19 protein-coding genes are annotated in these 22,267 nt (G+C 68.0%); 15 read left to right on the plus strand and 4 right to left on the minus strand.

What is annotated here, in order from left to right:
- Positions 1 to 37: 37 nt before the first annotated feature.
- A complete protein-coding gene (locus AC6CHX_RS00355; protein ID WP_498271229.1) occupies positions 38 to 1,849 on the plus strand; it encodes a MinD/ParA family ATP-binding protein in 1,812 nt (603 codons plus the stop codon).
- Positions 1,849 to 2,340: a peptide deformylase gene (def, locus tag AC6CHX_RS00360; RefSeq protein WP_498271230.1), complete on the plus strand. Its 492-nt coding sequence runs from the start codon at positions 1,849 to 1,851 to the stop codon at positions 2,338 to 2,340. Before AC6CHX_RS00355 ends, def begins: the two co-directional genes overlap by 1 nt.
- 90 nt (positions 2,341 to 2,430) lie before the next feature.
- Here the strand turns inward: def and AC6CHX_RS00365 are convergent, their stop codons facing one another.
- On the minus strand, positions 2,431 to 4,263 hold the full coding sequence (locus AC6CHX_RS00365) for an AMP-dependent synthetase/ligase (protein WP_498271231.1): 1,833 nt from the start codon (positions 4,261 to 4,263) through the stop codon (positions 2,431 to 2,433).
- A 150-nt stretch (positions 4,264 to 4,413) separates the two neighbouring features.
- On the opposite strand from AC6CHX_RS00365, the gene AC6CHX_RS00370 reads away from it, so the two are divergent.
- Positions 4,414 to 5,103 (plus strand): lysophospholipid acyltransferase family protein, encoded by a 690-nt coding sequence (locus AC6CHX_RS00370; protein WP_136042189.1) that lies wholly within the window; start codon positions 4,414 to 4,416, stop codon positions 5,101 to 5,103.
- Positions 5,104 to 5,151: 48 nt separating this feature from the next.
- Positions 5,152 to 6,492: a class II 3-deoxy-7-phosphoheptulonate synthase gene (locus tag AC6CHX_RS00375; protein WP_136042188.1), complete on the plus strand. Its 1,341-nt coding sequence runs from the start codon at positions 5,152 to 5,154 to the stop codon at positions 6,490 to 6,492.
- Between the two features lie 59 nt (positions 6,493 to 6,551).
- Here the strand turns inward: AC6CHX_RS00375 and pknB are convergent, their stop codons facing one another.
- Complete coding sequence (gene pknB / locus AC6CHX_RS00380; protein ID WP_498271232.1) at positions 6,552 to 8,507, minus strand: Stk1 family PASTA domain-containing Ser/Thr kinase; 1,956 nt, start codon at positions 8,505 to 8,507, stop codon at positions 6,552 to 6,554.
- Between the two features lie 77 nt (positions 8,508 to 8,584).
- Positions 8,585 to 9,772: a LysM peptidoglycan-binding domain-containing protein gene (locus AC6CHX_RS00385; protein ID WP_498271233.1), complete on the minus strand. Its 1,188-nt coding sequence runs from the start codon at positions 9,770 to 9,772 to the stop codon at positions 8,585 to 8,587.
- Positions 9,773 to 9,902: 130 nt separating this feature from the next.
- Here AC6CHX_RS00385 and AC6CHX_RS00390 point away from each other — a divergent pair, with 130 nt between their 5' ends.
- On the plus strand, positions 9,903 to 10,262 hold the full coding sequence (locus AC6CHX_RS00390; RefSeq protein ID WP_376106851.1) for an Rv2175c family DNA-binding protein: 360 nt from the start codon (positions 9,903 to 9,905) through the stop codon (positions 10,260 to 10,262).
- Between the two features lie 12 nt (positions 10,263 to 10,274).
- On the opposite strand, the gene AC6CHX_RS00395 is transcribed toward AC6CHX_RS00390, so the two are convergent.
- A complete protein-coding gene (locus AC6CHX_RS00395; RefSeq protein ID WP_498271234.1) occupies positions 10,275 to 11,363 on the minus strand; it encodes a polyprenyl synthetase family protein in 1,089 nt (362 codons plus the stop codon).
- 97 nt (positions 11,364 to 11,460) lie between these two features.
- On the opposite strand from AC6CHX_RS00395, the gene AC6CHX_RS00400 reads away from it, so the two are divergent.
- The 10 genes from AC6CHX_RS00400 (at position 11,461) to AC6CHX_RS00445 (ending at position 22,241) form a co-directional block, all read left to right on the plus strand.
- On the plus strand, positions 11,461 to 11,835 hold the full coding sequence (locus AC6CHX_RS00400; RefSeq protein WP_452326879.1) for an SCO2097 family morphological protein: 375 nt from the start codon (positions 11,461 to 11,463) through the stop codon (positions 11,833 to 11,835).
- A gap of 242 nt (positions 11,836 to 12,077) precedes the next feature.
- On the plus strand, positions 12,078 to 12,509 hold the full coding sequence (mraZ, locus tag AC6CHX_RS00405) for a division/cell wall cluster transcriptional repressor MraZ (protein ID WP_056418591.1): 432 nt from the start codon (positions 12,078 to 12,080) through the stop codon (positions 12,507 to 12,509).
- 102 nt (positions 12,510 to 12,611) lie between these two features.
- Positions 12,612 to 13,550, plus strand: a complete 939-nt coding sequence (gene rsmH, locus AC6CHX_RS00410; RefSeq protein ID WP_136042183.1) for a 16S rRNA (cytosine(1402)-N(4))-methyltransferase RsmH — start codon at positions 12,612 to 12,614, stop codon at positions 13,548 to 13,550.
- On the plus strand, positions 13,547 to 14,107 hold the full coding sequence (ftsL, locus tag AC6CHX_RS00415) for a cell division protein FtsL (protein WP_498271235.1): 561 nt from the start codon (positions 13,547 to 13,549) through the stop codon (positions 14,105 to 14,107). The genes rsmH and ftsL overlap by 4 nt, the downstream gene beginning before the upstream one ends.
- A gap of 25 nt (positions 14,108 to 14,132) precedes the next feature.
- The gene (locus tag AC6CHX_RS00420; RefSeq protein WP_498271236.1) at positions 14,133 to 15,914 is read left to right on the plus strand and encodes a peptidoglycan D,D-transpeptidase FtsI family protein; all 1,782 of its coding nucleotides are present in this window, start codon (positions 14,133 to 14,135) and stop codon (positions 15,912 to 15,914) included.
- Positions 15,915 to 15,941: 27 nt separating this feature from the next.
- Positions 15,942 to 17,354 carry a UDP-N-acetylmuramoyl-tripeptide--D-alanyl-D-alanine ligase gene (locus AC6CHX_RS00425; RefSeq protein WP_498271237.1) on the plus strand — a complete coding sequence of 471 codons (1,413 nt, stop codon included), beginning with the start codon at positions 15,942 to 15,944 and terminating at the stop codon, positions 17,352 to 17,354.
- Positions 17,351 to 18,457, plus strand: a complete 1,107-nt coding sequence (gene mraY, locus AC6CHX_RS00430; protein ID WP_498271238.1) for a phospho-N-acetylmuramoyl-pentapeptide-transferase — start codon at positions 17,351 to 17,353, stop codon at positions 18,455 to 18,457. The genes AC6CHX_RS00425 and mraY overlap by 4 nt, the downstream gene beginning before the upstream one ends.
- The gene (gene murD, locus AC6CHX_RS00435; RefSeq protein WP_498271239.1) at positions 18,447 to 19,982 is read left to right on the plus strand and encodes a UDP-N-acetylmuramoyl-L-alanine--D-glutamate ligase; all 1,536 of its coding nucleotides are present in this window, start codon (positions 18,447 to 18,449) and stop codon (positions 19,980 to 19,982) included. Before mraY ends, murD begins: the two co-directional genes overlap by 11 nt.
- Entirely contained in the window at positions 19,951 to 21,168 is a 1,218-nt protein-coding gene (gene ftsW, locus AC6CHX_RS00440) for a putative lipid II flippase FtsW (RefSeq protein WP_136042177.1), read from the plus strand. Before murD ends, ftsW begins: the two co-directional genes overlap by 32 nt.
- Complete coding sequence (locus AC6CHX_RS00445) at positions 21,165 to 22,241, plus strand: UDP-N-acetylglucosamine--N-acetylmuramyl-(pentapeptide) pyrophosphoryl-undecaprenol N-acetylglucosamine transferase (RefSeq protein WP_136042176.1); 1,077 nt, start codon at positions 21,165 to 21,167, stop codon at positions 22,239 to 22,241. The genes ftsW and AC6CHX_RS00445 overlap by 4 nt, the downstream gene beginning before the upstream one ends.
- The last annotated feature ends 26 nt before the right edge of the window (positions 22,242 to 22,267 follow it).

Below are 22,267 nucleotides of genomic sequence, written 5' to 3' on the forward strand. Positions count from 1 at the left end.
GCGCATCCCGAGGCCCGCGCAGGCTGGGAGCGAGATCGTGACACCGAAGAACACTGCTGACCCCGAGGAGAACCCGCTGGGGATGCTGGATGAGGCCGCATCGCTCGACACGGCCGGCATCGGCATCCTCGGCGGGACCGCGCAGGTCAGTGTGACATTGCCCAAGGACGAGGACGACGACCTCACCGACGACGGGGTCATCGAGGGCGAGGTCGTCGGCGATCTCGTGATCGACCCACCCGTCGCCGCACAGTCCGAGGCGCACCCCGCATCCATCGTCAAGCCGTTGGCACCGGGGGACTCCTCCCCGCAGAAGACCGCTGCTCCCGTGGAGCCCCCGACCGCTGCGAAGAAGCCGAAGAAGGAGAAGGCAGCGGGCGCGATCCCGGCCCCGAAGAAGGCCGCGACCGAAGATCTCGTGCGCTCGGCGCCGGTTGTCGAGGAGCCCGAGGTCGAGGAGCCCGAAGTCGAGGTCGTCGAGCCGTCGGTCGTCCATGCCACCGCGATCGACGACGGCCCGGTGTCTTCCCCTCCGCTCGTCCATCCACGGTCGGAGAACATCATCGATGCCGTGATCATCGACGAGCCCGACGCCACCGCGCAGGTCGATACGCCGGACGATGTCGGCGATCGGTCCGAAGAGGCGGCTACCGTGGAGCGCTTCCTCGCCAAAGCGAAGGCCGACATCGCATCGGCGCCCGCTGCATCGGCGCCCGCTGCATCGGCGCCCGCTGCACCGAAGGTCGCTGCACCGACGCCCGCGCGAGCGTCCGTCCAGAAGGAGAACAGATCCGTGTCCACTCCCGATGACCAGAAGTCCGTCGCGTCTCAGCCCGTGCGCTCCGCGCCGCGAGTCGACGTCACGCTCACATCCAAGCGCCTGGATGATCTGGGCGACTCCTCGAGGGAATCGGCCGACCTCCTGACCGCAGACCGGCTGCTCGACCCCCACCGGGTCTCGAAGCCCGAGCCGGAGGGAGCGTGGAGCCACTTCCTCTACGCCGTCTCGGGGCGGCGCATCAACATCGGCGACGGCCGTCGTGCACGTGAGCGCAAGGCGTTGTCGGCGAGGATCGCCGCTCCGCTCGCCGGCGGCGCGCGGTTCGTCCCCGTGCTTTCGCGCAAGGGCGGCGTCGGCAAGACGACGATCACCGCCCTGCTCGGCATGGCACTGGCCGACGCCCGTGAGGATCGAGTGATCGCCGTCGACGCCAACCCCGATCGGGGCACGCTGGCGGAGCGCATCGTGCGTCCGCACCACAGCAAGTCCGTGCGCGATCTGGTCCGGATCCACGACGACGTCAAGGGATATCACGACATCTCGGCCATCGTCGCGAGGGATGCGACACGACTCGACGTGCTCGCCTCCGACTCCGACCCGCGCATCGCCGAAGCCTTCAGCGACAGCGACTATCGCGATGTCGCCGACGTCGCCGCGCACTACTACTCCCTGGTCCTGACGGACACCGGGACCGGCATCGTCCACTCGGTGATGTCAGCCACCCTCGATCTCGCCGATCAGATCGTCATCGTCTCGGGACTCAGCGTCGACGAGGCGCGGCTGGCCTCCGAGACCCTCACCTGGCTCGAGACCAACGGCTACGCGGAGCAGGCGCGCGACGCGATCGTGGTCCTCAACCAGTCCACGCCGGGAACCCCGCTGGTGCGACTGAATGAACTGCAGGCGCATTTCGCCACCCGCGCGCGAAGCGTCGTCCGCGTTCCCTATGACCCGCAGATCGCCGGCGGAGGGACGATCGTGTTCGCGAACCTGCTCCCGGAGACCCGGATCGCCGCCCGAGAGTTGGCGGCACTGCTGGTCGAGGGCCTGCGGGCGAAGGCCGCCTGATGTCGGTGCGTGAGATCCGTATCTTCGGCGACCCGGTTCTGCGCAGCGTCTGCGCACCCATCGAGGAGATCGATGACGGTGTGCGGGCCCTCGTGGCCGACCTCGTCGACACCGTCGAGCTCCCCGGGCGTGCCGGCGTCGCCGCGCCGCAGATCGGTGTCGCGCTCCGTGCCTTCAGCTACAACATCGACGGCGACATCGGATACGTGCTCAACCCCGTCCTCACCGAGGTGCGCGGCGAGCCGCAGCCGACGGGGGAGGGATGCCTCTCGGTGCCCGGCCTCTGGCACGACGCCCAGCGCTACCCGTGGGCGCGGGTCGAGGGCATCGACCTCGACGGCGAAGCGGTGGTGCTCGAGGGGGAGGGTCTGCTCGCCCAGGCGTTGCAGCACGAGACCGATCACCTCGACGGCAAGCTCTTCCTGACGCGCCTCGATCCGGAGACCCGCAAGGTCGCCATGCGCGAGGTGCGCGAGAGCGCCTGGTTCTGACCGCCGAACCACCCCCTTGTAAACGAACCGGCCCCCTGCGCACGCGCACAGGGGGCCGGTTCGTACACGAAGGGGTGGTTGGGGCGAGCGTCAGCCGCCGATCGCCACGTTCGTCGTCGCCACGGGCTCGTCGTAGATCGCGGCGATCTCGTCGGCGAAGTCGTTCATGATGACGTTGCGCTTGATCGAGAGCTTCGGCGTCAGGTGACCGGATGCCTCCGTCCACTCCGAGTCGAGGATCGTGAACTTCCGGATCGACTCGGCGCGCGAGACATGGGCGTTCGCGATGTCCACCGCGCGCTGCACCTCGGTGCGGACAGAGGTGTTCTTCGACGCATCCGCGAGCGACATCTTGGCGTCGAGGCCGTTGTTCGCGAGCCAGGTCGGCAGCATCTCGGGGTCGAGGGTGACGAGCGCCGAGATGAAGGGACGCTGGTCGCCCACCACGACGACCTGTCCGATGATCGGATTGGCGCGGATCGGGTCCTCGAGCGCTGCGGGAGCGACGTTCTTGCCGCCGGCGGTGACGATGATCTCCTTCTTCCGACCGGTGATCGTCAGGAAGCCCTCGGAGTCGAAGCTGCCGATGTCGCCGGTGTGGAACCAGCCGCCCTCGCTGAAGGCCTCGGCTGTCGCCTCGGGGTTGTTCCAGTACTCCTTGAAGACGTTGATGCCGCGGACCTCGATCTCGCCGTCGTCGGCGAGACGGACGCCGACGCCGGGGAGAGCAGGCCCGACCGTCCCGATCTTCGACTTGTCCGCCAGGTTCACCGTCGCCGGTGCGGTCGTCTCGGTGAGACCGTATCCCTCCAGGATGACCACGCCGAGGCTGTGGAAGAAATGTCCGAGGCGGGAGCCCAGGGGAGCGGAGCCCGAGACGGCGTACACGACGTTGCCGCCCATCGCCTCGCGCAGCTTGCTGTAGACGAGCTTGTTGAAGAGGGCGAACTTGAGCTTCATCCCGAAGGGGATCTTCTTGCCCGCCTCGAGCAGCTTCGAGTGCTCGATGGCGACGTCGGCGGCGGCGCGGAAGATCTTGCCCTTGCCTCCGGCCTCGGCCTTCTGCTCGGCCGAGTTGTAGACCTTCTCGAACACGCGGGGCACGGCGAGGAGGAAGGTCGGCTTGAACGACCCGAGAGCCGGCAGGAGCTGGCGCGTGTCGGGCTGATGCCCGGTGCGGACGCCGGCGTGGATGTCGAGGATGGAGATGAACCGCGCGAACACGTGCGCCGTCGTGATGAAGAGGAGCGTCGAGGCGCCCGGCGTCTGCACGACGGCGTCGAGCGCTTTGGCGGAGTTGCGGGACAGCTCGACGAAGTTGCTGTGCGTGAGGACGCACCCCTTCGGCCGACCGGTGGAGCCGGAGGTGTAGATGAGCGTCGCGATGTCGGAGCCGACGGCGAGGGTGCGGCGTCGTTCGATCTCTGCATCGCTCACCGAGGCGCCCTGAGCGGTCAGGGTGTCGATGGCCCCGAGGTGCAGCTGCCAGACCTCGCGGATCAGCGGCAGGTCTCCGCGGACCTCATCGACGCGGGCGAAGTGCTCCGGGGATTCCACGATCAGAGCGATCGCACCGGAGTCCTCGAGGATCCACTGGATCTGCGACGGCGAACTGGTCTCGTAGATCGGCACCATCACCGCGCCGGCGTAGAAGAGCGCGAAGTCCACGAGCGTCCACTCGTACGTCGTGCGCGCGAGGAAGCCGATCTTCTCGCCGGGCTGGATGCCGGCCGCGGCGAAACCCTTCGCCAGTGCGACCACGGCGGTCTGGAAGTCGGCGGCCGAGATGTCGCGCCACCCGTCACCGTCTGGCACGGAGAAGAGCGCACGATCCGGAGTGGCTTCGACACGCTTCACCAGCAGGTCGGCGACGTTCGCGTCGGGATCGGCGGGGACGATCGCGGGGACTTCAAACTGGACCACGGCAGCTCCTTCGGTACCGGTCGGGCACGGGTGTCCTTCGAGTGTAGGGCATGGAATCCGGTCGCGCCCGAGGTGAGACTCAGTCGCTTCCAAGGGCGAGAACGCGAGAACTCCGGGGTGCGGCTCGCGGCGGCGCTAGACTTCACCTCGATGTTCTACTGGCTGATGAAGTACGTCGTTATCGGCCCCGTGGTCAAGGGTGTCTTCCGCCCCTGGATCGTGGGGCGGAACAACGTGCCCGCGAACGGTGCGGCGATCCTCGCGAGCAACCACCTCTCCTTCGCCGATTCCATCTTCCTGCCGCTGGTGATCGACCGTCCGATGTCCTTCCTGGCGAAGAGCGACTACTTCACCGGGCGCGGCCTCAAAGGGTGGGCGACGAAGTTCTTCATGAAGGCCACCGGTCAGATCCCGATCGACCGTTCCGGTGGCAAGGCCTCCGAGGCGTCCCTCAACACGGGGCTGCAGGTCCTCGGCGGCGGCGACCTGCTCGGCATCTACCCCGAGGGCACGCGCAGTCCCGACGGCAAGCTGTACCGCGGCCGCACGGGGATCGCACGGATGGCGCTGGAGGCGAAGGTTCCGGTCGTACCCGTGATCATGGTCGACACCGATACGGCGATGCCGATCGGCAGGCGCCTGCCGCGCATCGTCCGCGTCGGCATCGTGATCGGGGAGCCCCTCGACTTCTCCCGGTACGCCGGTATGGAGAACGACCGCTACATCCTCCGATCCGTCACCGACGAGATCATGGTGGCCCTGCAGCGGCTCGGCGAACAGACCTACGAAGACGTCTACGCGTCGACGGTCAAGGACCGCCTCCCGACCCGCGTCACATAGCCCTCCGCGCGCGTCTGGGCGGTACGCGCGACCACTAGGCTGGAACGCATGCTCCCGCACCACATCGAAGCCCTTGATGCATGGCGCTCGCTTCCCATCAAGCAGCAGCCGCAGTGGCCTGACGCGGACCGCGTCGCCGACGTCTCCCGTCAGATCGCGGGTCTCCCGCCGCTGGTGTTCGCGGGTGAGGTCGACAACCTCCGCGACCGTCTCGCTCGTGCGGCCTCCGGCCAGGCCTTCCTGCTGCAGGGCGGAGACTGCGCCGAGACCTTCGCCGGGGCGACCGCCGAGCAGATCCGCAACCGCATCAAGACGGTGCTCCAGATGGCCGTGGTGCTGACGTACGGCGCCTCGATGCCGATCGTGAAGATGGGTCGCATGGCCGGCCAGTTCGCGAAGCCGCGCTCGAGCGACTCGGAGACCCGAGGAGACGTCACGTTGCCGGCCTACCGCGGTGACATCGTGAACGGCTACGACTTCACCGAGGGCTCTCGCACGGCGGACCCTGGTCGCCTGCTGCAGGGTTACCACACGGCCGCGTCCACGCTGAACCTGATCCGCGCGTTCACTCAGGGCGGTTTCGCCGACCTTCGTGAGGTGCACTCGTGGAACAAGGGTTTCGCGCAGAACCCGGCCAACCAGCGCTACGAGCGCATGGCCGCCGAGATCGACCGCGCGATCAAGTTCATGGAGGCGGCAGGCGCCGACTTCGACGAGCTCAAGCGGGTGGAGTTCTTCACCGGGCACGAGGGCCTTCTGATGGACTACGAGCGCCCGATGACGCGCATCGACTCCCGCACGGACACCCCGTACAACACCTCGGCGCACTTCCTCTGGATCGGCGAGCGCACGCGTGAGCTCGACGGCGCGCACGTCGACTACTTCTCCAAGATCCGCAACCCGATCGGCGTGAAGCTCGGTCCGACCACGTCGCCCGAGACCGCTCTGGCGCTGATCGACAAGCTCGACCCCGAGCGCGAGCCGGGTCGACTCACCTTCATCACGCGGATGGGCGCGGGCAAGATCCGCGACGCTCTGCCGCCGCTGCTCGAGGCCGTCCGCGACTCCGGTGCGCAGCCGCTGTGGGTCACCGACCCGATGCACGGCAACGGCATCACCACGCCGACCGGCTACAAGACGCGTCGCTTCGACGACGTGGTCGACGAGGTTCGCGGGTTCTTCGAGGCGCACCGCGCTGTGGGAACCTTCCCCGGCGGCATCCACGTCGAGCTCACCGGTGACGACGTCACGGAGTGCCTCGGCGGATCCGAGCAGATCGACGAGGCAGCCCTCGCGACGCGCTACGAGAGCCTGTGCGACCCCCGCCTGAACCACATGCAGTCGCTGGAGCTGGCGTTCCTCGTGGCCGAGGAGCTCGAGAAGCGCTGACGCTCGATACGAAGAGGGGGCCGGAATCGTCTTCCGGCCCCCTCTTCGTCTATCCGGCCTCAGCCGGAGAAGCTCATCGTGAGCGTGATGGTCGTCCCCTTGCGCTGGGCATCGGTCGGACTGTACGACTCGACCTTCGTGTTCTCGTTGGCGAAGAGATCCCACACCGAGTCCGGGAGCCCCGTGCCGCTCGTGTAGGACCACTTGAAGCCTGCCTCGTTCAGCGCACCCGTCGCCTCGTCGCGGGTCATTCCGGACACGTCCGGCACGTCGAACAGCGGGGGACCCTGGGAGATGATGAGCTGCACGGTCTCGCCCGGGCGCCAGGCGCCTTCCGACGGCCGGTCGGCGATCCCGATGACCCGGTCCTTCCCGATGTTGTCGCTGGTCTGGTAGAGGCTCTCCGGATTGACCTTCAGCCCCTTGCCCGTGAGAGCGTCGGTCGCCTGGGCGACGCTCAGGTCGCTGACATCGGGAACAGGGCCTCGTGACACCTGGATCGTCGCGGTGTCGGTCTCGTGGACCGTGCAGCCCTCGGCGCAGCCGAACGCGTCTCCGCCGTCGCGCGGCGTGATGCGGACGTTGATGACCTTGCCGTCGTCGAGGTCGCCGAAGTACTCCTCGTCCTCCGTGAGTTCGAGGTTGGCGGCTTGCAGCGCCGCGCGGACGTCGTCCACTGCCACCCCGGCGACCGCATCGATGTCGTGCGACGCGGGACCGGATGACACGACGACCGTGACGGTGGTCCCCTTGTCGAGGCGTGCGCCTTCTTCGGGATCGGTCTCGATCACCGCCCCGGCCTCGACCTCGACGGACGACGCGTCCTTCTGCGTCGGAACGAAGCCCGCGTCGACCAGGAGCGCTGCGGCCTCGTCGTAGGTCTTGCCCGCGACACCCGGCACGGCGATGAGCGAGCCGGGCCCGGACCCGAACCACCAGCCCACGCCACCGGCGAGCACCGCCAGCAGCAGCACCAGTGTCAGCAGGAACGCCCCGCGGGCTCGCCGTTTCGATGCGCGTCGTCGAAGTAGTGTCGCGTTGTCGATCTCGGCGGCGACAGGAGCGGTCGGATCCGCGATGACCATCGTCCCCGGCATCACCTTGGTGAGGTCGCCGGAGTCGCCATGGCTGTTCTGCGGAGCGGTCGCTCGCGCCGCGGTCGGGGTGACGCCGAGTTCGCGCTCGATCTCCCGCAGGCGTTCGAGCATCTGCTGGGCGTCGTCCGGACGCTCGTCGGGAGATTTCTCGGTGGCCCAGAGCACGAGTTCGTCGAGCTGCTCCGGCACGGCGGGGTTTCGCACGCTCGGACGCGGCACCGACTCGGTGGCGTGCTGGAACGCGATCTGCATGGGCTGCTCGCCCTTGTACGGCTGCTCGCCGACGAGCATCTCGTAGAGCATGATCCCGAGGGCGTAGATGTCGCTGCGGGCGTCGGCGGTCCCGCGGGTCACGAGCTCCGGGGCGAGGTAGGCGATGGTCCCGAGCAGCTGCTGTCCGGTCGCCGTGTTCGCCGTGGTCGCTCTGGCGAGACCGAAGTCGCCGATCTTGATACGGCCGTCCTCCGCGAGGAGCACGTTCTCGGGCTTGACGTCGCGATGCACGATGCCGGCGCGGTGTGCTGCCGAGAGGCCGGCGAGGATGGCGTCCATGATCGTGATCGTCTGCGGGATCGTGAGGCGCTTCTGCTCGCGCAGGAGCTCGCGCAGCGTGATGCCCGGCAGATACTCCATCACGAGGTACGCGAGTTCGCCGTCCTGCCCCTGATCGAACACGTTGACGACGTGCGGATCCGCCAGGCGGGCGGCGGCACGGGCCTCTTGGATGAAGCGGCTCTGGAAGGCCGAGTCGTCGCTGAGATGCGCGTGCATGACCTTGAGCGCGATCCGCCGTTCGAGGCGGAGGTCGGTGGCGACGTAGACCGTGGCCATCCCTCCGCGCGCGATCCGGGCGCGGACGCGGTACCGACCGTCGACAAGCCGCCCGATGAGGGGGTCGGCCTGCTGATTGGTCGTCACGTCAGAATTCTATTGAGAACTGCCTGAAAGACAGGGGAGCGGCTCACCTCTCGACCCTGCGGATTTTATGGAAGTGGTCAGCCGTGGAGGGCGAGCCAGCTGTAGGCCTGCGTCTCCCACTGGCCGTACTTGTCCGGATAGGCCGAGATCTGCACGGCCTGCGCGGCGGAGGTGAAAGGCATGCTCTCCCATCCGGGGACGTCGAGCAGGCCGCGCGTGACGTGTCCGTTGGGGTCGCTGCGACCGCCGTAGAAGACGCGGGTGCTGCGGTCGGCGTCCATGATCTGCGCCGGAGTTCCCCACCCGGTGCTCGGACGCTGCTGGAAGATGCCGAGGGAGTCGCGGTCGCCCCAGTCGAGATTGCGGAGTCCAGATTCCACCATGCCGGTCGCGAGCGCGATGGCGATCGCCCGATCGGAGACCCCGAGTTCGCGGCCGACGCGGATGATGAGGGCCGCGTTCGCTGCCTGCTCGCCGTCGAGGGCCGCCGACCGCTGTCCGCCCGTGGCAGCTGCGGCCGTCGCCGGTGCGGGAGTCGGAGCCGCACGGACGGCGAGCTTCTGGCCGGGGTAGATGATCGAGGTCGGCCCCAGTCCGTTCAGGGCGAACACCGCCTGCGTCGTGGTGCCGTACTTCTGGGCGATGCTGAAGACGGTGTCACCGGCGACGACGGTGTGGGATGCGGCGGCTGCAGTCGCAGGAGCGGGAGCAGGCGCGGCGGCCGGCGCGGCGGCAGGCGCAGCGGATCCGGCGACCACCAGGCTCTGGCCGGGGTAGATCACCGATGCGCGTGTGAGTCCGTTCGCGGCCAGAACCGCGTCGACGGTGGTTCCGTACTTCTGTGCGATGGCGTACACGGTGTCACCCGCGACCACCCTGTGCGCGGCGGCGGTCGGCGCGGGGGCAGCGGCAGGGGCGGCCGCGGGCGCCGCAGCGGCCGTCCGCAGCATCAGGGTCTGGCCCGGGTAGATCACCGAGCGCCAGGAGAGATGGTTCCAGGTCAGCACATCGACGGTGCGGAGTCCGAATCTCGACGCGATGGATGAGACCGTGTCGCCCGGGCGCACGACATAGCTCGCCGGCACCGCCTGGGCGGGCACCACCCGTACGGGTGTGCTGCGCTGACGTTCGACCGGGGTGAGATCGGTGGCCGCTGCGGCATCGGCCGGCGCCGCGGTGAGAGTGGCGGCGAGAGCGCCGAGAACGGCGGCAGGCACTCCGAGTTGCAGGTTTCGCGTTCGACGCGTGGCGGTCTTGGTTCTCAAGGCGGGCCCCCTTTTCGAGCACTTCACGCTGACACGGATGTAAACGGAAGTCAACAGAAGTGACGCAAGTGACAGATGTGACTGGAGGGACGACATGCGATGCCCGTGCAGAGATGAGATAGTTGGCAACGTGTCTGAGAACGTTGCTGGAACCCCTGCCGCCGCTGACGTCGCGTGGCTGACGATGCCCGAGCTCGTCGAGGTGCTCGACGAGCCCCTCGGCCGTGTCCGCCGCCTGATCGACGACCACTATCTGGTCGGATCGCGTCGCAGCGGCGTCTTCGCGGTTCCTGCGGTGTTCATCGTCGACGGGCATCCGCTCAGCTCGCTGCGGGGGACGATCATCGTGCTCCAGGATGCAGGCTTCACCGACGACGAGCTCATCGACTGGCTCCTCGCGGAGGAGGAGAGCCTCGGCCGATCGCCGATCGATGCGCTGCTGGCCGGCCACAAGAGCGCGGTCCGGCGACTCGCGCGCACCCTCGCCTGAGGCGAGCCGACGTCAGGCTGAGCGCACGGTGGCGGCTCGCGCGAGCTCGCGCAGATCGCCGACCGCGGCGTTGTCGAGCCGTGCGCCAGAGAGTGCACGGTCTGCTTCGCGAGCGTATTCGGCGATCATCGCCTCCACCTCGTCCAATGCACCGGAGTCGGCGATGGTGGCCTGCAAGAACGACACCTGCTGCGCGGTCAGGTCCGGGTCGCCGAGCATCTCGTCCAGGAGGTTCCTCGCCGATGCGTCCAGAGTCTGCCTGGTGAGCGCGACGAGAACGGTGCGCTTGCCCTCACGGAGATCATCCCCGGCCGGTTTCCCCGTGACGGCGGCATCGCCGAAGACGCCGAGCACGTCGTCGCGGAGTTGGAACGCCATGCCGACCGGGTGGCCGAAGCGACGCAGCGCCGCGGTCTGGTCCGTGTGGGCGCCGGCGAGGGCGGCGCCCAGGACCAGCGGCTGCTCGATGCTGTAGCGGGCCGATTTGAGCGACGCGACGCGCAACGCCCTCTCGGCGTGGAGCCGACCGTCATTGACGCTCCAGGCCGACTCCTCGGCGATATCGAGGAACTGGCCTGTGGTCACATCCCGTCGCATCCGCGCGTACTCGGAGCGCACTGCCCGAGCGTGGAGCTGCGCGTCCAGCGCGGACTCGAGCAGGTCATCGCTCCACGCGACGAGGAGGTCTCCGAGGAGGATCGCCGAGGCGCGCCCGAAGGCCTCGCCGTCTCCCGACCAGCCGGCGGACCGATGCGCCGCCTCGAGCGCGCGATGGGCGGCAGGCCGCCCGCGGCGTGTATCCGAGTTGTCGATCAGGTCGTCGTGCACGAGGGCGGCCGACTGGAAGATCTCGAGCGCAGTGCAGACGTCCCACAGGGCGTCGGTCTCGTTCGCATCGCGGTCGTCGAAGCGGGCGACGGCGCGCCATCCGGCATGGCAGAACCGGGCGCGCAGGCGCTTCCCTCCTTCGAGCGTGCCGGCAGCGGCATCAAGGAAAGAGGCGGCATCCGATCCGTACTCCGAGGATTCCTCGCGCATCCGGGTGAGGAATCGGTCGAGGCGCGCGGCGACCGCACCGGGGACGGGGGAGGAAGACGGCACGACTCCCAGCATACGTAAAGCATGGGGACATCGAACTGCTAGCCCCGGAAGCCCGGGCGCGCGTAGAATGGAACGCACGATACCCGAGGGGGACGAAATGCCACTCTCCGAACAGGAGCAGCGTCTGCTCGACGAGATGGAACGCCATCTCCTTCACAACGATGCCGACGTCGTCAGCGCGCCGTCCGGCGACCGTGCACTGAGCTACCGAAATCTGGTCTACGGTGCTCTCCTTCTGCTCGCCGGAGTCGGCGGCCTCGTGGCCGGTGTCATCCTCGGCGGGGTGTGGGGCATCGTGGTCGGTGTGATCGGATTCGCCGCGATGCTCGCCGGCGTCATGATCGCCGTCATGCCCGTGCGCCGATCGACTCCCTCAGAGCCTCGTGAACGCACCGCCTCGAAGCGTCAGGATTCCGCCTCGTTCATGGATCGGATGAACGACCGCTGGGATCGGCGCCAGGACGGTCACTGACCCCCCAGATCTTTCACGACAGAAGCCCGGATGCTGAGCATCCGGGCTTCTGTCGTTAACGCGAGCCCTCGCTGATCCTCCACTGGCGCTCCACCTTCCTCCACCGCGGAATTCCGCGGTTCTTTGGCGCGCCCGGATTGTCCTCGCCCCTGATTCTGCGGATTGGTCGTAGGTAAGTGGAGGAAAGTGGAGTAAAGTGGGGCGCACCTCGAGTTGGCCGGACGGAGAGGGGGTGATGGCCGATGTTGCTGGGTACGCACTCACCGAAGCTGGACGACAAAGGACGGGTCATCCTTCCTGCGAAATTCCGCGAGGACCTCGGCGGCGGCATCGTCGTCACGCGTGGCCAGGAGCGTTGCCTCTACGTGTTCAGCACGGCCGAATTCGAGACGATGCACGAGCGGATCCGCCAGGCCCCGCTCGCCAACAAGCAGGCGCGTGACTTCATGCGACTGTTCCTCTCCGGTGCGAGCGCGGAGATGCCCGACAGCCAGAACCGCATCACCATCCCCGCGCATCTGCGTCAGTACGCAGGACTGCAGAAGGAGCTCATCGTCACCGGAGTCGGCGCCCACGCCGAGATCTGGGATGCCGAGAGCTGGAACGCCTACCTCGCCGCCGGCGAGGAGACCTACTCCGACCTCGAGCAGGAGGTGATTCCGGGACTCTTCTGACCACGGCTGTGATGCCCCGCCGCTCCCGCCCCGACACACTTCCCCGGTGCCGGGTCGAGAAGCGGAGGGGGATCAGAGCCGAAGGTCACCCCGAGAAAGATCATGAACCTCCGAGACATTCACACCCCCGTACTGCTCGACCGCTGCGTCGAGCTGCTCGCTCCCGCCCTCCAGGCGGACGGAGCGGTGCTCGTCGATGCCACGCTCGGCATGGGCGGCCACTCGGAGGCGCTGCTCGAGCGCTTCCCGAACATCCGTCTCGTCGGGCTCGACCGCGACACCGACGCCCTGCGCATCGCGGGGGAGCGGCTCGCCCGCTTCAAGGACCGCGTCACGCTCGTGCACACGGTGTACGACGAGATCGGCCTGCACGCCCAGGGCGCGGCGGGCATCCTCTTCGACCTCGGGGTCTCCTCACTGCAGCTAGATGAGGCCGAGCGCGGGTTCGCGTATTCGAAGGATGCACCGCTCGACATGCGGATGGATCAGACCAAGGGCGTCACGGCGGCCGACGTGATCGCCACGTACAGCGAGGGCAATCTGCGGCGCATCTTCGAGCGGTACGGCGAGGAGAAGCTCGCCGGTCGTTACGCGCGCTTCATCATCGACGCCCGGCAGAAGCAGCCGATCACCCGCTCCGGCCAGCTGGTCGAGATCCTGATCGCCGCGACTCCGGCTGCTGCTCAGCGCGCCGGGCATCCGGCCAAGCGCGTGTTCCAGGCCCTGCGCATCGAGGTGAACACGGAGCTCAACGTGCTCGCCGACGCGATCCCGTCCGCGATGGACGCGCTCGGTGTCGGCGGACGCATCGTGGTGATGTCGTACCAGTCGCTCGAGGACCGCCTGGTCAAGCAGGCGTTCGCCGCTGCCGCAGCTTCGACGGCTCCGGCAGGGCTCCCGGTCGAGCTTCCCGAGCATGCGCCGAAGTTCCGCATCCTCACCAAGGGGGCGGAACTCGCCTCCGACGAAGAACGCGCGCGCAATCCGCGTGCGATCCCGGTGCGTCTTCGCGCCGCCGAGAAGCTGCGGGAGAGCGCATGAGCCTGAACGCCGTCGTCCGCAAACCGGTCCAGCCGGTCGCCCCGGCACGTGAGCCGCAGCGGAGGCTTCAACCGGTCACCCGGCCTGCCGTCCGGCGCAAACCCAAGCTCGCGTACGCACTGGTCGCCCTGGGCGGTGCCCTGGCCATCGGCGCGGTCCAGGTCGCGCTGTCGCTCGCGATCACGCAGGACTCCTTCACGCTCGCCGGCCTCACATCCCAGCAGCGTGAACTGAATCTGCAGACCCATGCGCTCCAGGAGGAGCTCACCGGGCTGAGCTCACCCCAGGTGCTCGCCAACAGCGCGGCGGGGCTCGGGATGGTGGTGGCGGGATCGCCGTCGTACCTGCGCCTCAGCGATGGAACGGTGTTCGGCACCGGCGCGGGCGCGGACTGGACTTCCACCGTCAACCCCGGAGGAGCGGGTGCGGTGAGCAACTCGCTCATCGTCAAGCCCGCGCCGACGAAGACGGCGACCGATGCAGGAGCGACCGGCGAGACCACTCAGGAGCTGCCGCCGGCGATCACCGACGGACTCCCGAGCCCCACGACACGCTGAACACACACGATCGACGGAGAAAGCCATGACGACACGAGCCACCCGCGGACCGCGGCGACGCACCGTCGTCGCCCTCGCCGTCATCCTGTCCGTGCTGGCGGCCTTCGTAGTGCGCCTCGTCGACATCCAGGTCGTGAGCGCTGACGAGCACGTCGCGCAGTCGCTCACCAAGATCGGCGTGGGGGACACGATCTCCGGGCAGCGCGGCTCGGTCGTCGACGCCGGTGGCACCGTCCTCGCATCGAGCGTCATGGTGTACGACGCGCAACTCAGCCCGCTGGTGATCACACAGCTCGAAGAGAACGATCCCAAGCTGCCCTGGGCTGAAGCCGCGGACAGGATCGCCGCGATCACCGGGCAGACCGGCGACGACGTCCGCGCGCTGGTCGCCGACGCACTCGCGAAGGACTCGCAGAGTCAGTACGCGCCACTCAAGAAGTCCCTCACCACCGAGCAGTACATCGAGCTGCGCGACCTGAAGCGCGAGAACAACCTCGCCTACCTCCACATGGAGGGACGAGAGACCCGCGTCTACCCGAACGGCGCGGTCGCCGGTAACGTCCTCGGCTTCCTCGACGGCTCGGGGACCGCCCAGGCCGGTGTCGAGCAACTGGGCGAGAAGTGCCTTGCGCCGATCGATGGCGAGGAGTCGTATCGCCGAGGCGCGAACGGCGTGGTGATCCCGGGCAGCGAGCGCACGGTGGAGGCCGTCGACGGCGGTTCGGTGCAGCTCACCATCAACAGTGATCTGCAGTGGTATCTGCAGCAGATGGTCGGCGAAGAGGCACGGAAGCAGGGTGCCAAGGGCGGCACCGTGACCGTCGTCGAGGTGAAGACCGGGAAGATCCGTGCGGCGGCCGAGTGGCCGTCCCTGGACCCCAACGACCTCGACTCCTCGACGCCGGAGACGCGGTACAGCCAGATCTTCCACAGGGACTTCGAGCCGGGGTCGACCTTCAAGGCGATCACCGCCGCCGCCGCCATCGAGGGTGCCGGGCTCACGCCCCTGAGCACGGTCACGGCGTCGTCGCGGGAGACATTCCCCAACGGCGCGGTCATCAACGACGCGTTCAACCACCCGGCGTACAACTACACCCTCGCCGGCGGGCTCATCGACTCGTCGAACGTCGCGCTGTCGAAGTTCGGCACCATGGTGAGTCCCGAGGTGCGCTACGACTACCTGGAGCGGTTCGGGGTCGGGCACAAGACGATCGACTTCCCCTCCGAGGTCGGGGGAACCCTGCACCCGGTCAGTGATTGGGACAGCCAGTCGCTCTACACGACGACCTTCGGCCAGTACTACACGGTCACAGCCGCGCAGCTCGCCGGCGCGTACCAGGCGATCGCCAACGGCGGTGAGAAGATCGACCTCTCGCTGGTCGAGTCGTGCACGAAGGCGGACGGCACCGTCGCCTCGCCCGACAAGCCGAAGCACGAGCAGATCATCGAGAAGCAGACCGCGTCCGAGATCACGCGCATGCTCGAGAACGTCGCCGTCCAGGGTGGTAACGCCGAGCGGATCCAGGTCCCCGGCTACCGTGTGACGAGCAAGACCGGTACCGCTCAGGTCGCAGACCCCGTCAACGGCGGCTACAAGAACGGCGTGTACTACACCAGCATGGTCGGCTTCGCGCCGGTGGACGATCCCCAGTACGTCGTCGTGGTCACCCTCGACGAGCCGACTAAGGTTGTATCGTCCGCGGCCACCGCATCCGCCTTCCAGAAGGCGATGACGCAGGTGATGAAAACGTATCGCGTGATGCCGTCCTCTGTCCCGATGGACGAGCTCCTTCCCAAGTTCGGATAGTCGGCGAGAGCCGCGCATGGAGATGAAATGATCGCCCTGACGCTCGCTGAGATCACCGCCGCAATCGGCGGTGATCTGCGCGTGGCCGGAGAAGACACCGCCGAGACCGTCGTCGACGGCCTCGTCGATACGGACTCGCGGACGATGGTCCCCGGCTCGATCTTCGTGGCCAAGCCCGGCGCGGAGACCGACGGACACCAATTCGTGGGGTCCGCGGTCGCTGCCGGCGCCGTGCTGGCCATCGTGGAGCACCCGGTCGATGTGCCGGTCAGTCAGATCGTCGTCGCCGACGCCGTCGCTGCGCTGGGGGAGCTGGCAAGAGAGGTCGTGGCGCGCGTGCGTGCCGGCGGCTCCCTCCGCATCATCGGCATCACCGGTTCCAACGGAAAGACCACGACGAAGAACTTCCTGGCGCGCATCCTCGAGGACGAGGGCGAGACGGTCGCGCCGATCAAGTCGTTCAACAACGAGGTCGGGGCCCCGGTCACGATGCTCCGCGTCACGGAGAACACGAGGTTCCTGGTGAGCGAGTTCGGGGCAGCGGCACCCGGCAGCATCGCGCACCTCGCCGGTCTCGTCGAGCCGGATGTCGTCGTCGTGCTCATGGTCGGCATGGCTCATGCGGGAGGATTCGGCGGGATCGAAGCCACCGCGAAGGCCAAGGCAGAGCTCGTCGAAGCTGCTCGGGTTCCCGGAACCGCCGTCCTCAACATCGACGACAACAGGGTCGCCGCGATGCGGGAGCTCGCGGAGGCGCGTGGCCTGCAGGTCGTCGGTTTCGGGCAGGGGCCCGCCGCCGATGTCCGCGCGCACGACATCGCGGTCTCCGCCTCCGGCACGTCCTGCACCGTCGAGGTCGACGGCGACCACCTGGCGCTGCGCCTGCGAGTCCTCGGCGCGCACCATGTGTCCAATGCACTGGCGGCCATCGCCGCAGCCGTCGTCGTCGGCGTCACGCCCGCAGATGCGGTCGCGCGACTCGAGACGGTCGAGATCGCCGAACGGTGGCGCATGCAGCCGCTGGGCAGCGATCGGGTGCGGATCATCAACGACGCATACAACGCCAGCCCGGACTCGATGGCCGCAGCCTTGCGGACTCTCGCGCAGATCACCGGTCCCGATGAGCGCACCGTCGCCGTTCTCGGCGCGATGACCGAGCTCGGCGAGAGCGCGGGGGAGGAGCACGATCGGATCGGTCTGCTCGCGGTGCGGCTCAACATCCAACGCATCGTCGTGGTCGGGCCCGAGGCACGGCGGCTCTACCTCGCCGCCGTCGGCGAGGGTTCCTGGGACAGTGAGGCCATCCACCTGCCTGATCAGGAAGCCGCCTTCGAGTACCTCCGCACCGAGCTCCGCGACGGTGATCGAGTCCTCGTGAAGTCATCCAATTCCGTGGGCCTCCGGCATCTCGGCGATCGTCTGGGAGAATTGTTCTCGTGAGGTCACTCATCATGTCGGCGGCGATCTCGCTCGCCTTCACCCTGTTCCTGACTCCCGTCTTCCTCCGGCTCTTCCGGAAGTGGGGCTGGGGGCAGGTCATCCGCACCCCCGAGTCGGTCCACAACCCGAGTCACGAGGCGAAGCGCGGCACCCCCACCATGGGTGGCGTCATCTTCATCGTCGGATCCATCGTCGGATACTTCACCGGCGTCTTGGTCAGCGGAGAGGTCCCGGCGCTCTCTGCGCTGCTGGTGATCTGGCTGATGGTCGGTTTCGGCGCCGTCGGATTCATCGACGACTACATGAAGGTGCGCAGCCAGCGCAGTCTCGGGCTGTCGGGGTGGCGCAAGGTGATCGGCCAGCTGCTGGTCATCATCCCGTTCGGCATCGTCGCTCTGAACTTCCCGAACAGATGGGGGCAGATGCCGGCGAGCCCTGCGATCTCGCTGTTCCGTGACATCACCTGGCTCAACCTCTTCGCCTTCGGCATCGTTCTCGGCTGGATCCTCTACCTCGTGTGGATCTCGATCATCGGCGTCGCGACCTCGAACAGCGTGAACCTCACCGACGGTCTCGACGGACTCGCGGCCGGAGCCGGCGTCATCGTCGTCGGCGCTTACAGCGTGATCGCGTTCTGGCAGTTCAAGCAGCCCTGCATCGGCGGCGATCCCGACGCCCTCGGCGGATGCTACGAGGTGCGCGACCCGTTCAATCTGGCCATCATCGCCGCATCGGTCGCCGCCAGCCTCATCGGATTCCTGTGGTGGAACGCGCCCAAGGCGAAGGTCTTCATGGGCGATGTCGGCTCGATGGCGATCGGCGGCGTCATCACCGCGATGGCGATCCTGACCCGCACCGAGCTCCTCCTGCTGGTGATCGCCGGCGTCTTCGTCCTGTCCTCCGGGTCTGTCATCCTGCAGCGCGCATACTTCAAGATCACGCGAGGAAAGCGCCTGTTCCTGATGAGCCCCTTCCATCACCACCTCGAGATGCGCGGCTGGTCCGAGGTAACGATCGTGGTGCGCATGTGGATCATCGCCGGGCTCCTCGCGGTCTCCGCCGTCGGCCTCTTCTACGTCGAATGGCTCACCCGTGTCGACTGATCGCCTCAACAGCCTCACCAGTTGGAACGCCGATTGGCGCGATCTCCGCGTCGCTGTCCTCGGGCTGTCGATGACGGGCTTCTCGGTTGCCGACACCCTCGCGGAGCTCGGTGCGCAGGTGCTCGTGCTCAGCGAGTCCGCGGAGGAGGAGTATGCGCGTCTGCTCCCGGTGATCGGTGCCGGCCTCGAACTCGGCTCCCTCGCCGAGGTGCCGGCCGCGCTGGTGGACTTCGCCCCCGAAGTGGTCATCGCCTCGCCCGGGTTCTCGCCGTCGCACCCGGTGATCCGCTGGGCGCAGGAGTCGGGAATCGCGATCTGGGGCGATGTCGAGCTGGCCTGGCGCGTCCGCGACAAAGTGGTCCGCGCCGACGGAACGCCGGCCGATTGGGTACTCATCACCGGGACCAACGGCAAGACGACCACGACCCAGCTAACGGCGTCGCTGCTGGTCGAAGGCGGTCTCCGGGCAGCGCCCTGCGGCAACATCGGCGTGCCCGTCCTCGATGCGGTGCGGGATCCTGCCGGCTTCGACGTGCTCGTCGTCGAGCTCTCCAGCCACCAGCTCTGGTACCTCGGCCAGTCACGGCCAGAGGGTGAGCTGTTCCCGCACGCAGCCGTGTGCCTCAACCTCGCCGACGACCATCTCGTGTGGCACGGCAGCGCCCAGGCGTATCGCGATGCGAAGGCCGTGGTCTACCGAAACACCCGCGTCGCCTGCGTCTACAACAAGGCCGATGATGCGACCCGGCTCATGGTCGAAGAAGCCGAGGTCGTCGAAGGTGCCCGTGCGATCGGGTTCGATCTGGGCATCCCCGGTCCGAGCGACCTCGGTATCGTGGAGGGACTCGTCGTCGACCGGGCGTTCCTCGACGACCGCGCGCGCAGCGCGCTCGAGCTCACGACCATCGCGGCACTGGACGAGGTCGGACTCGCCGCTCCGCACATCGTGCAGAACATCCTCGCCGCCAGCGCCCTGGCGCGTTCGCTGGGAGTCGAACCCGAGGCCATCCACTCCGCCCTGCAGTCGTTCCGCCTGGATGCGCATCGCATCCAAGTCATCGCGCGGCATGCGGGCATCACCTGGGTCGACGACTCCAAGGCCACCAATCCGCATGCCGCCGCGTCATCGCTGCGTGCCTACCCCGGTGCGGTGTGGGTCGTCGGGGGAGACTTGAAGGGCGTCGACATCGCCGACCTCGTCGCCGATGTCGGTGCGACTGCTCGCGCTGCGGTCGTGATCGGGGTCGAGAGGACCTCCGTCGTCGCGGCATTCCGGCGACACGCGCCGTCGGTACCGGTGTTCGAGGTCGATGCTGGCGAGACTGGACAGGTCATGAACCGTGTCGTGGAGATCGCGTCGGGGATCGTCGACGGCGAGGGCACAGTCCTGCTGGCCCCGGCGGCGGCATCGTTCGATCAGTTCTCGAGCTATGCGGATCGAGGGCACCGTTTCGCCGAGGCGGTGCGTGACTGGATAGACCGGGGGAGCGCCGATGACGCAGGTGTCCCGCCCTCCGCGCTCTGAGTCCGGCGGACTCGCCGCCCGGGTGTCGCTCGGCCGCCGGTTCACGCCGGTGTCGACCGAGTTCCTCCTCATCGCGTCGACCGCTCTGCTGCTGACCCTCTTCGGCCTGGTGATGGTGCTCTCGGCGACGAGTGCGACCGCGGTCGCCAGCGGCGCCGATCCGATGGGCGGGGTCCTCCGCCAAGGGGTGTTCGCGCTCCTCGGCGTCCCGCTGATGTTCCTGATCAGCCGTCTGCCCGTCGCATTCCTCAAGAAGATGGCGTGGCCGGCCCTCTTCGGCGCCGTCGCCCTTCAGCTCCTGGTGTTCACGCCGCTCGGGATCGAAGACGGCGGCAACCGGAACTGGATCGACATCGCCGGCTTCACGCTGCAGCCCTCGGAGTTCCTCAAGCTCGCGCTGGCGCTCTGGATCGCCGCGGTGCTGCTGCGCAAGCAGGCGATGCTCGGCACCTGGCACCACGTCTTCATCCCCGTGATCCCGGTCGGCGCGCTCGCGATCGGCACCGTGCTCGCCGGGAAGGATCTCGGCACCGCGATGGTGCTGGTGCTCATCCTGCTCGGCTGCCTCTTCTTCTCGGGCGTCAAGCTCCGACTCTTCATCATCCCGGTGGTGATCGGCATCGTCGCCGTCCTCGCGTATGCGCTGTCGAGCCAGGACCGGATGCGGCGCATCACGGCGACGTGCGACAACATGGCGCTGTACGAGAGCGACTGCTACCAGTCCATCCACGGCATCTGGGGCATGGCATCGGGTGGGATCTTCGGGCTCGGGCTCGGCAACTCCCAGGAGAAGTACGGCTGGCTGCCCGCTGCCGGCAACGACTTCATCTTCGCGATCGTCGGGGAGGAGCTCGGGCTGATCGGCTGCATCGTGGTCCTGGCCCTGTTCACGTTCTTCACCGTCGGCGCCTTCCACGTGATCCGGAAGACGCCGGATCCGTTCATCCGCGTCGCCGCCGGTGGCATCACCGTGTGGATCGTCGGTCAGGCCGTGCTCAACATCGGCGTCGTGATCGGTGTGTTCCCGGTGATGGGAGTCCCGCTCCCGTTCATGTCTCAGGGGGGTACGGCGCTGCTCGCCGTGCTGATCGCGTGCGGGGTGCTGCTCGCCTTCGCGCGCACCATTCCCGTTGTCGAGAAGCCGGTCGAGAAGCCATCAGCCGGGCGGGGTAGGGTCACCAGGTGACCTCGTACCTCCTCGCCGGCGGTGGCACCGCCGGCCATGTGAATCCCCTGCTCGCCGTCGCCGACGCGCTCCGTGAACGCGACGCCGATGCCACCGTGCTCGTGCTCGGGACCGCCGAGGGGCTGGAGTCCCGGTTGGTGCCCGCTCGAGGGTACGAACTGCTCGTCGTCGACAAGGTCCCGTTCCCGCGTCGTCCGAACCGCCAGGCCGCGGCCTTCCCGGTGCGCTTCCGCCGCGCGATCGCTCAGGTGCGCGCGCATATCCGACGCCACCGCGTCGAGGTCGTCGTCGGATTCGGCGGTTACGCGTCCGCACCCGCCTACGTGGCTGCGCGGCGCGAGGGTGTGCCGTTCGTGGTGCACGAGGCCAATGCCAAGCCCGGTCTCGCGAACGTGCTCGGGGCTCGTCGCGCCGCCGCCGTGGGCGTCGCCTTCGAGGGCACGCCGCTCCGGGGCAGCGAGACGGTCGGGATGCCGCTGCGGCAGGAGGTCATCGCGCTCGATCGTGAGGCGACGCGTGCGGAGGCAGCGGAGTACTTCGGCCTCGACGCCGATCGTCCGGTCCTGCTCGCGTTCGGCGGATCGCTCGGTGCTCAGCGCCTCAACGAGGCTCTCGCGGATTCCTGGCGCGATATCCTCGCGGCCGGGTGGCAGCTGCTGCACGTGACGGGCGAGCGCAGCGATCTCGCCGATCCTGGCGTGGAGGGGTACGCACTGCGTCGCTATGTCGACCGCATGGACCTGGCCTTCGCGCTGGCGGACCTGATCGTGTCGCGGTCCGGATCGGCGACGGTCAGCGAGATCAGCGCCTTGGGCATCCCCGCGCTCTACGTGCCCTACTCGGTCGGCAACGGCGAGCAGCGCCTGAACGCGGCGTCGGCGGTGGCCGCAGGTGCCGCCGAGCTCCTCGACGACGCGACCTTCGACGGCGATGCGGTGCGTCGGATCGTCGTGCCGCTGCTGGGAGACAGGGACAGGCTCGACCGGATGGCCGCAGCCGCCGAGACGGCGGGAACACGCAACGGCACCGAGAACGTGATCAGGCTGATCGACCGCGCACTGGACGCGGTCTGACACGGCCGAGAACAGCCAAGAAAAGT

It is taken from the genome of Microbacterium sp. GQ128, assembly GCF_059758615.1.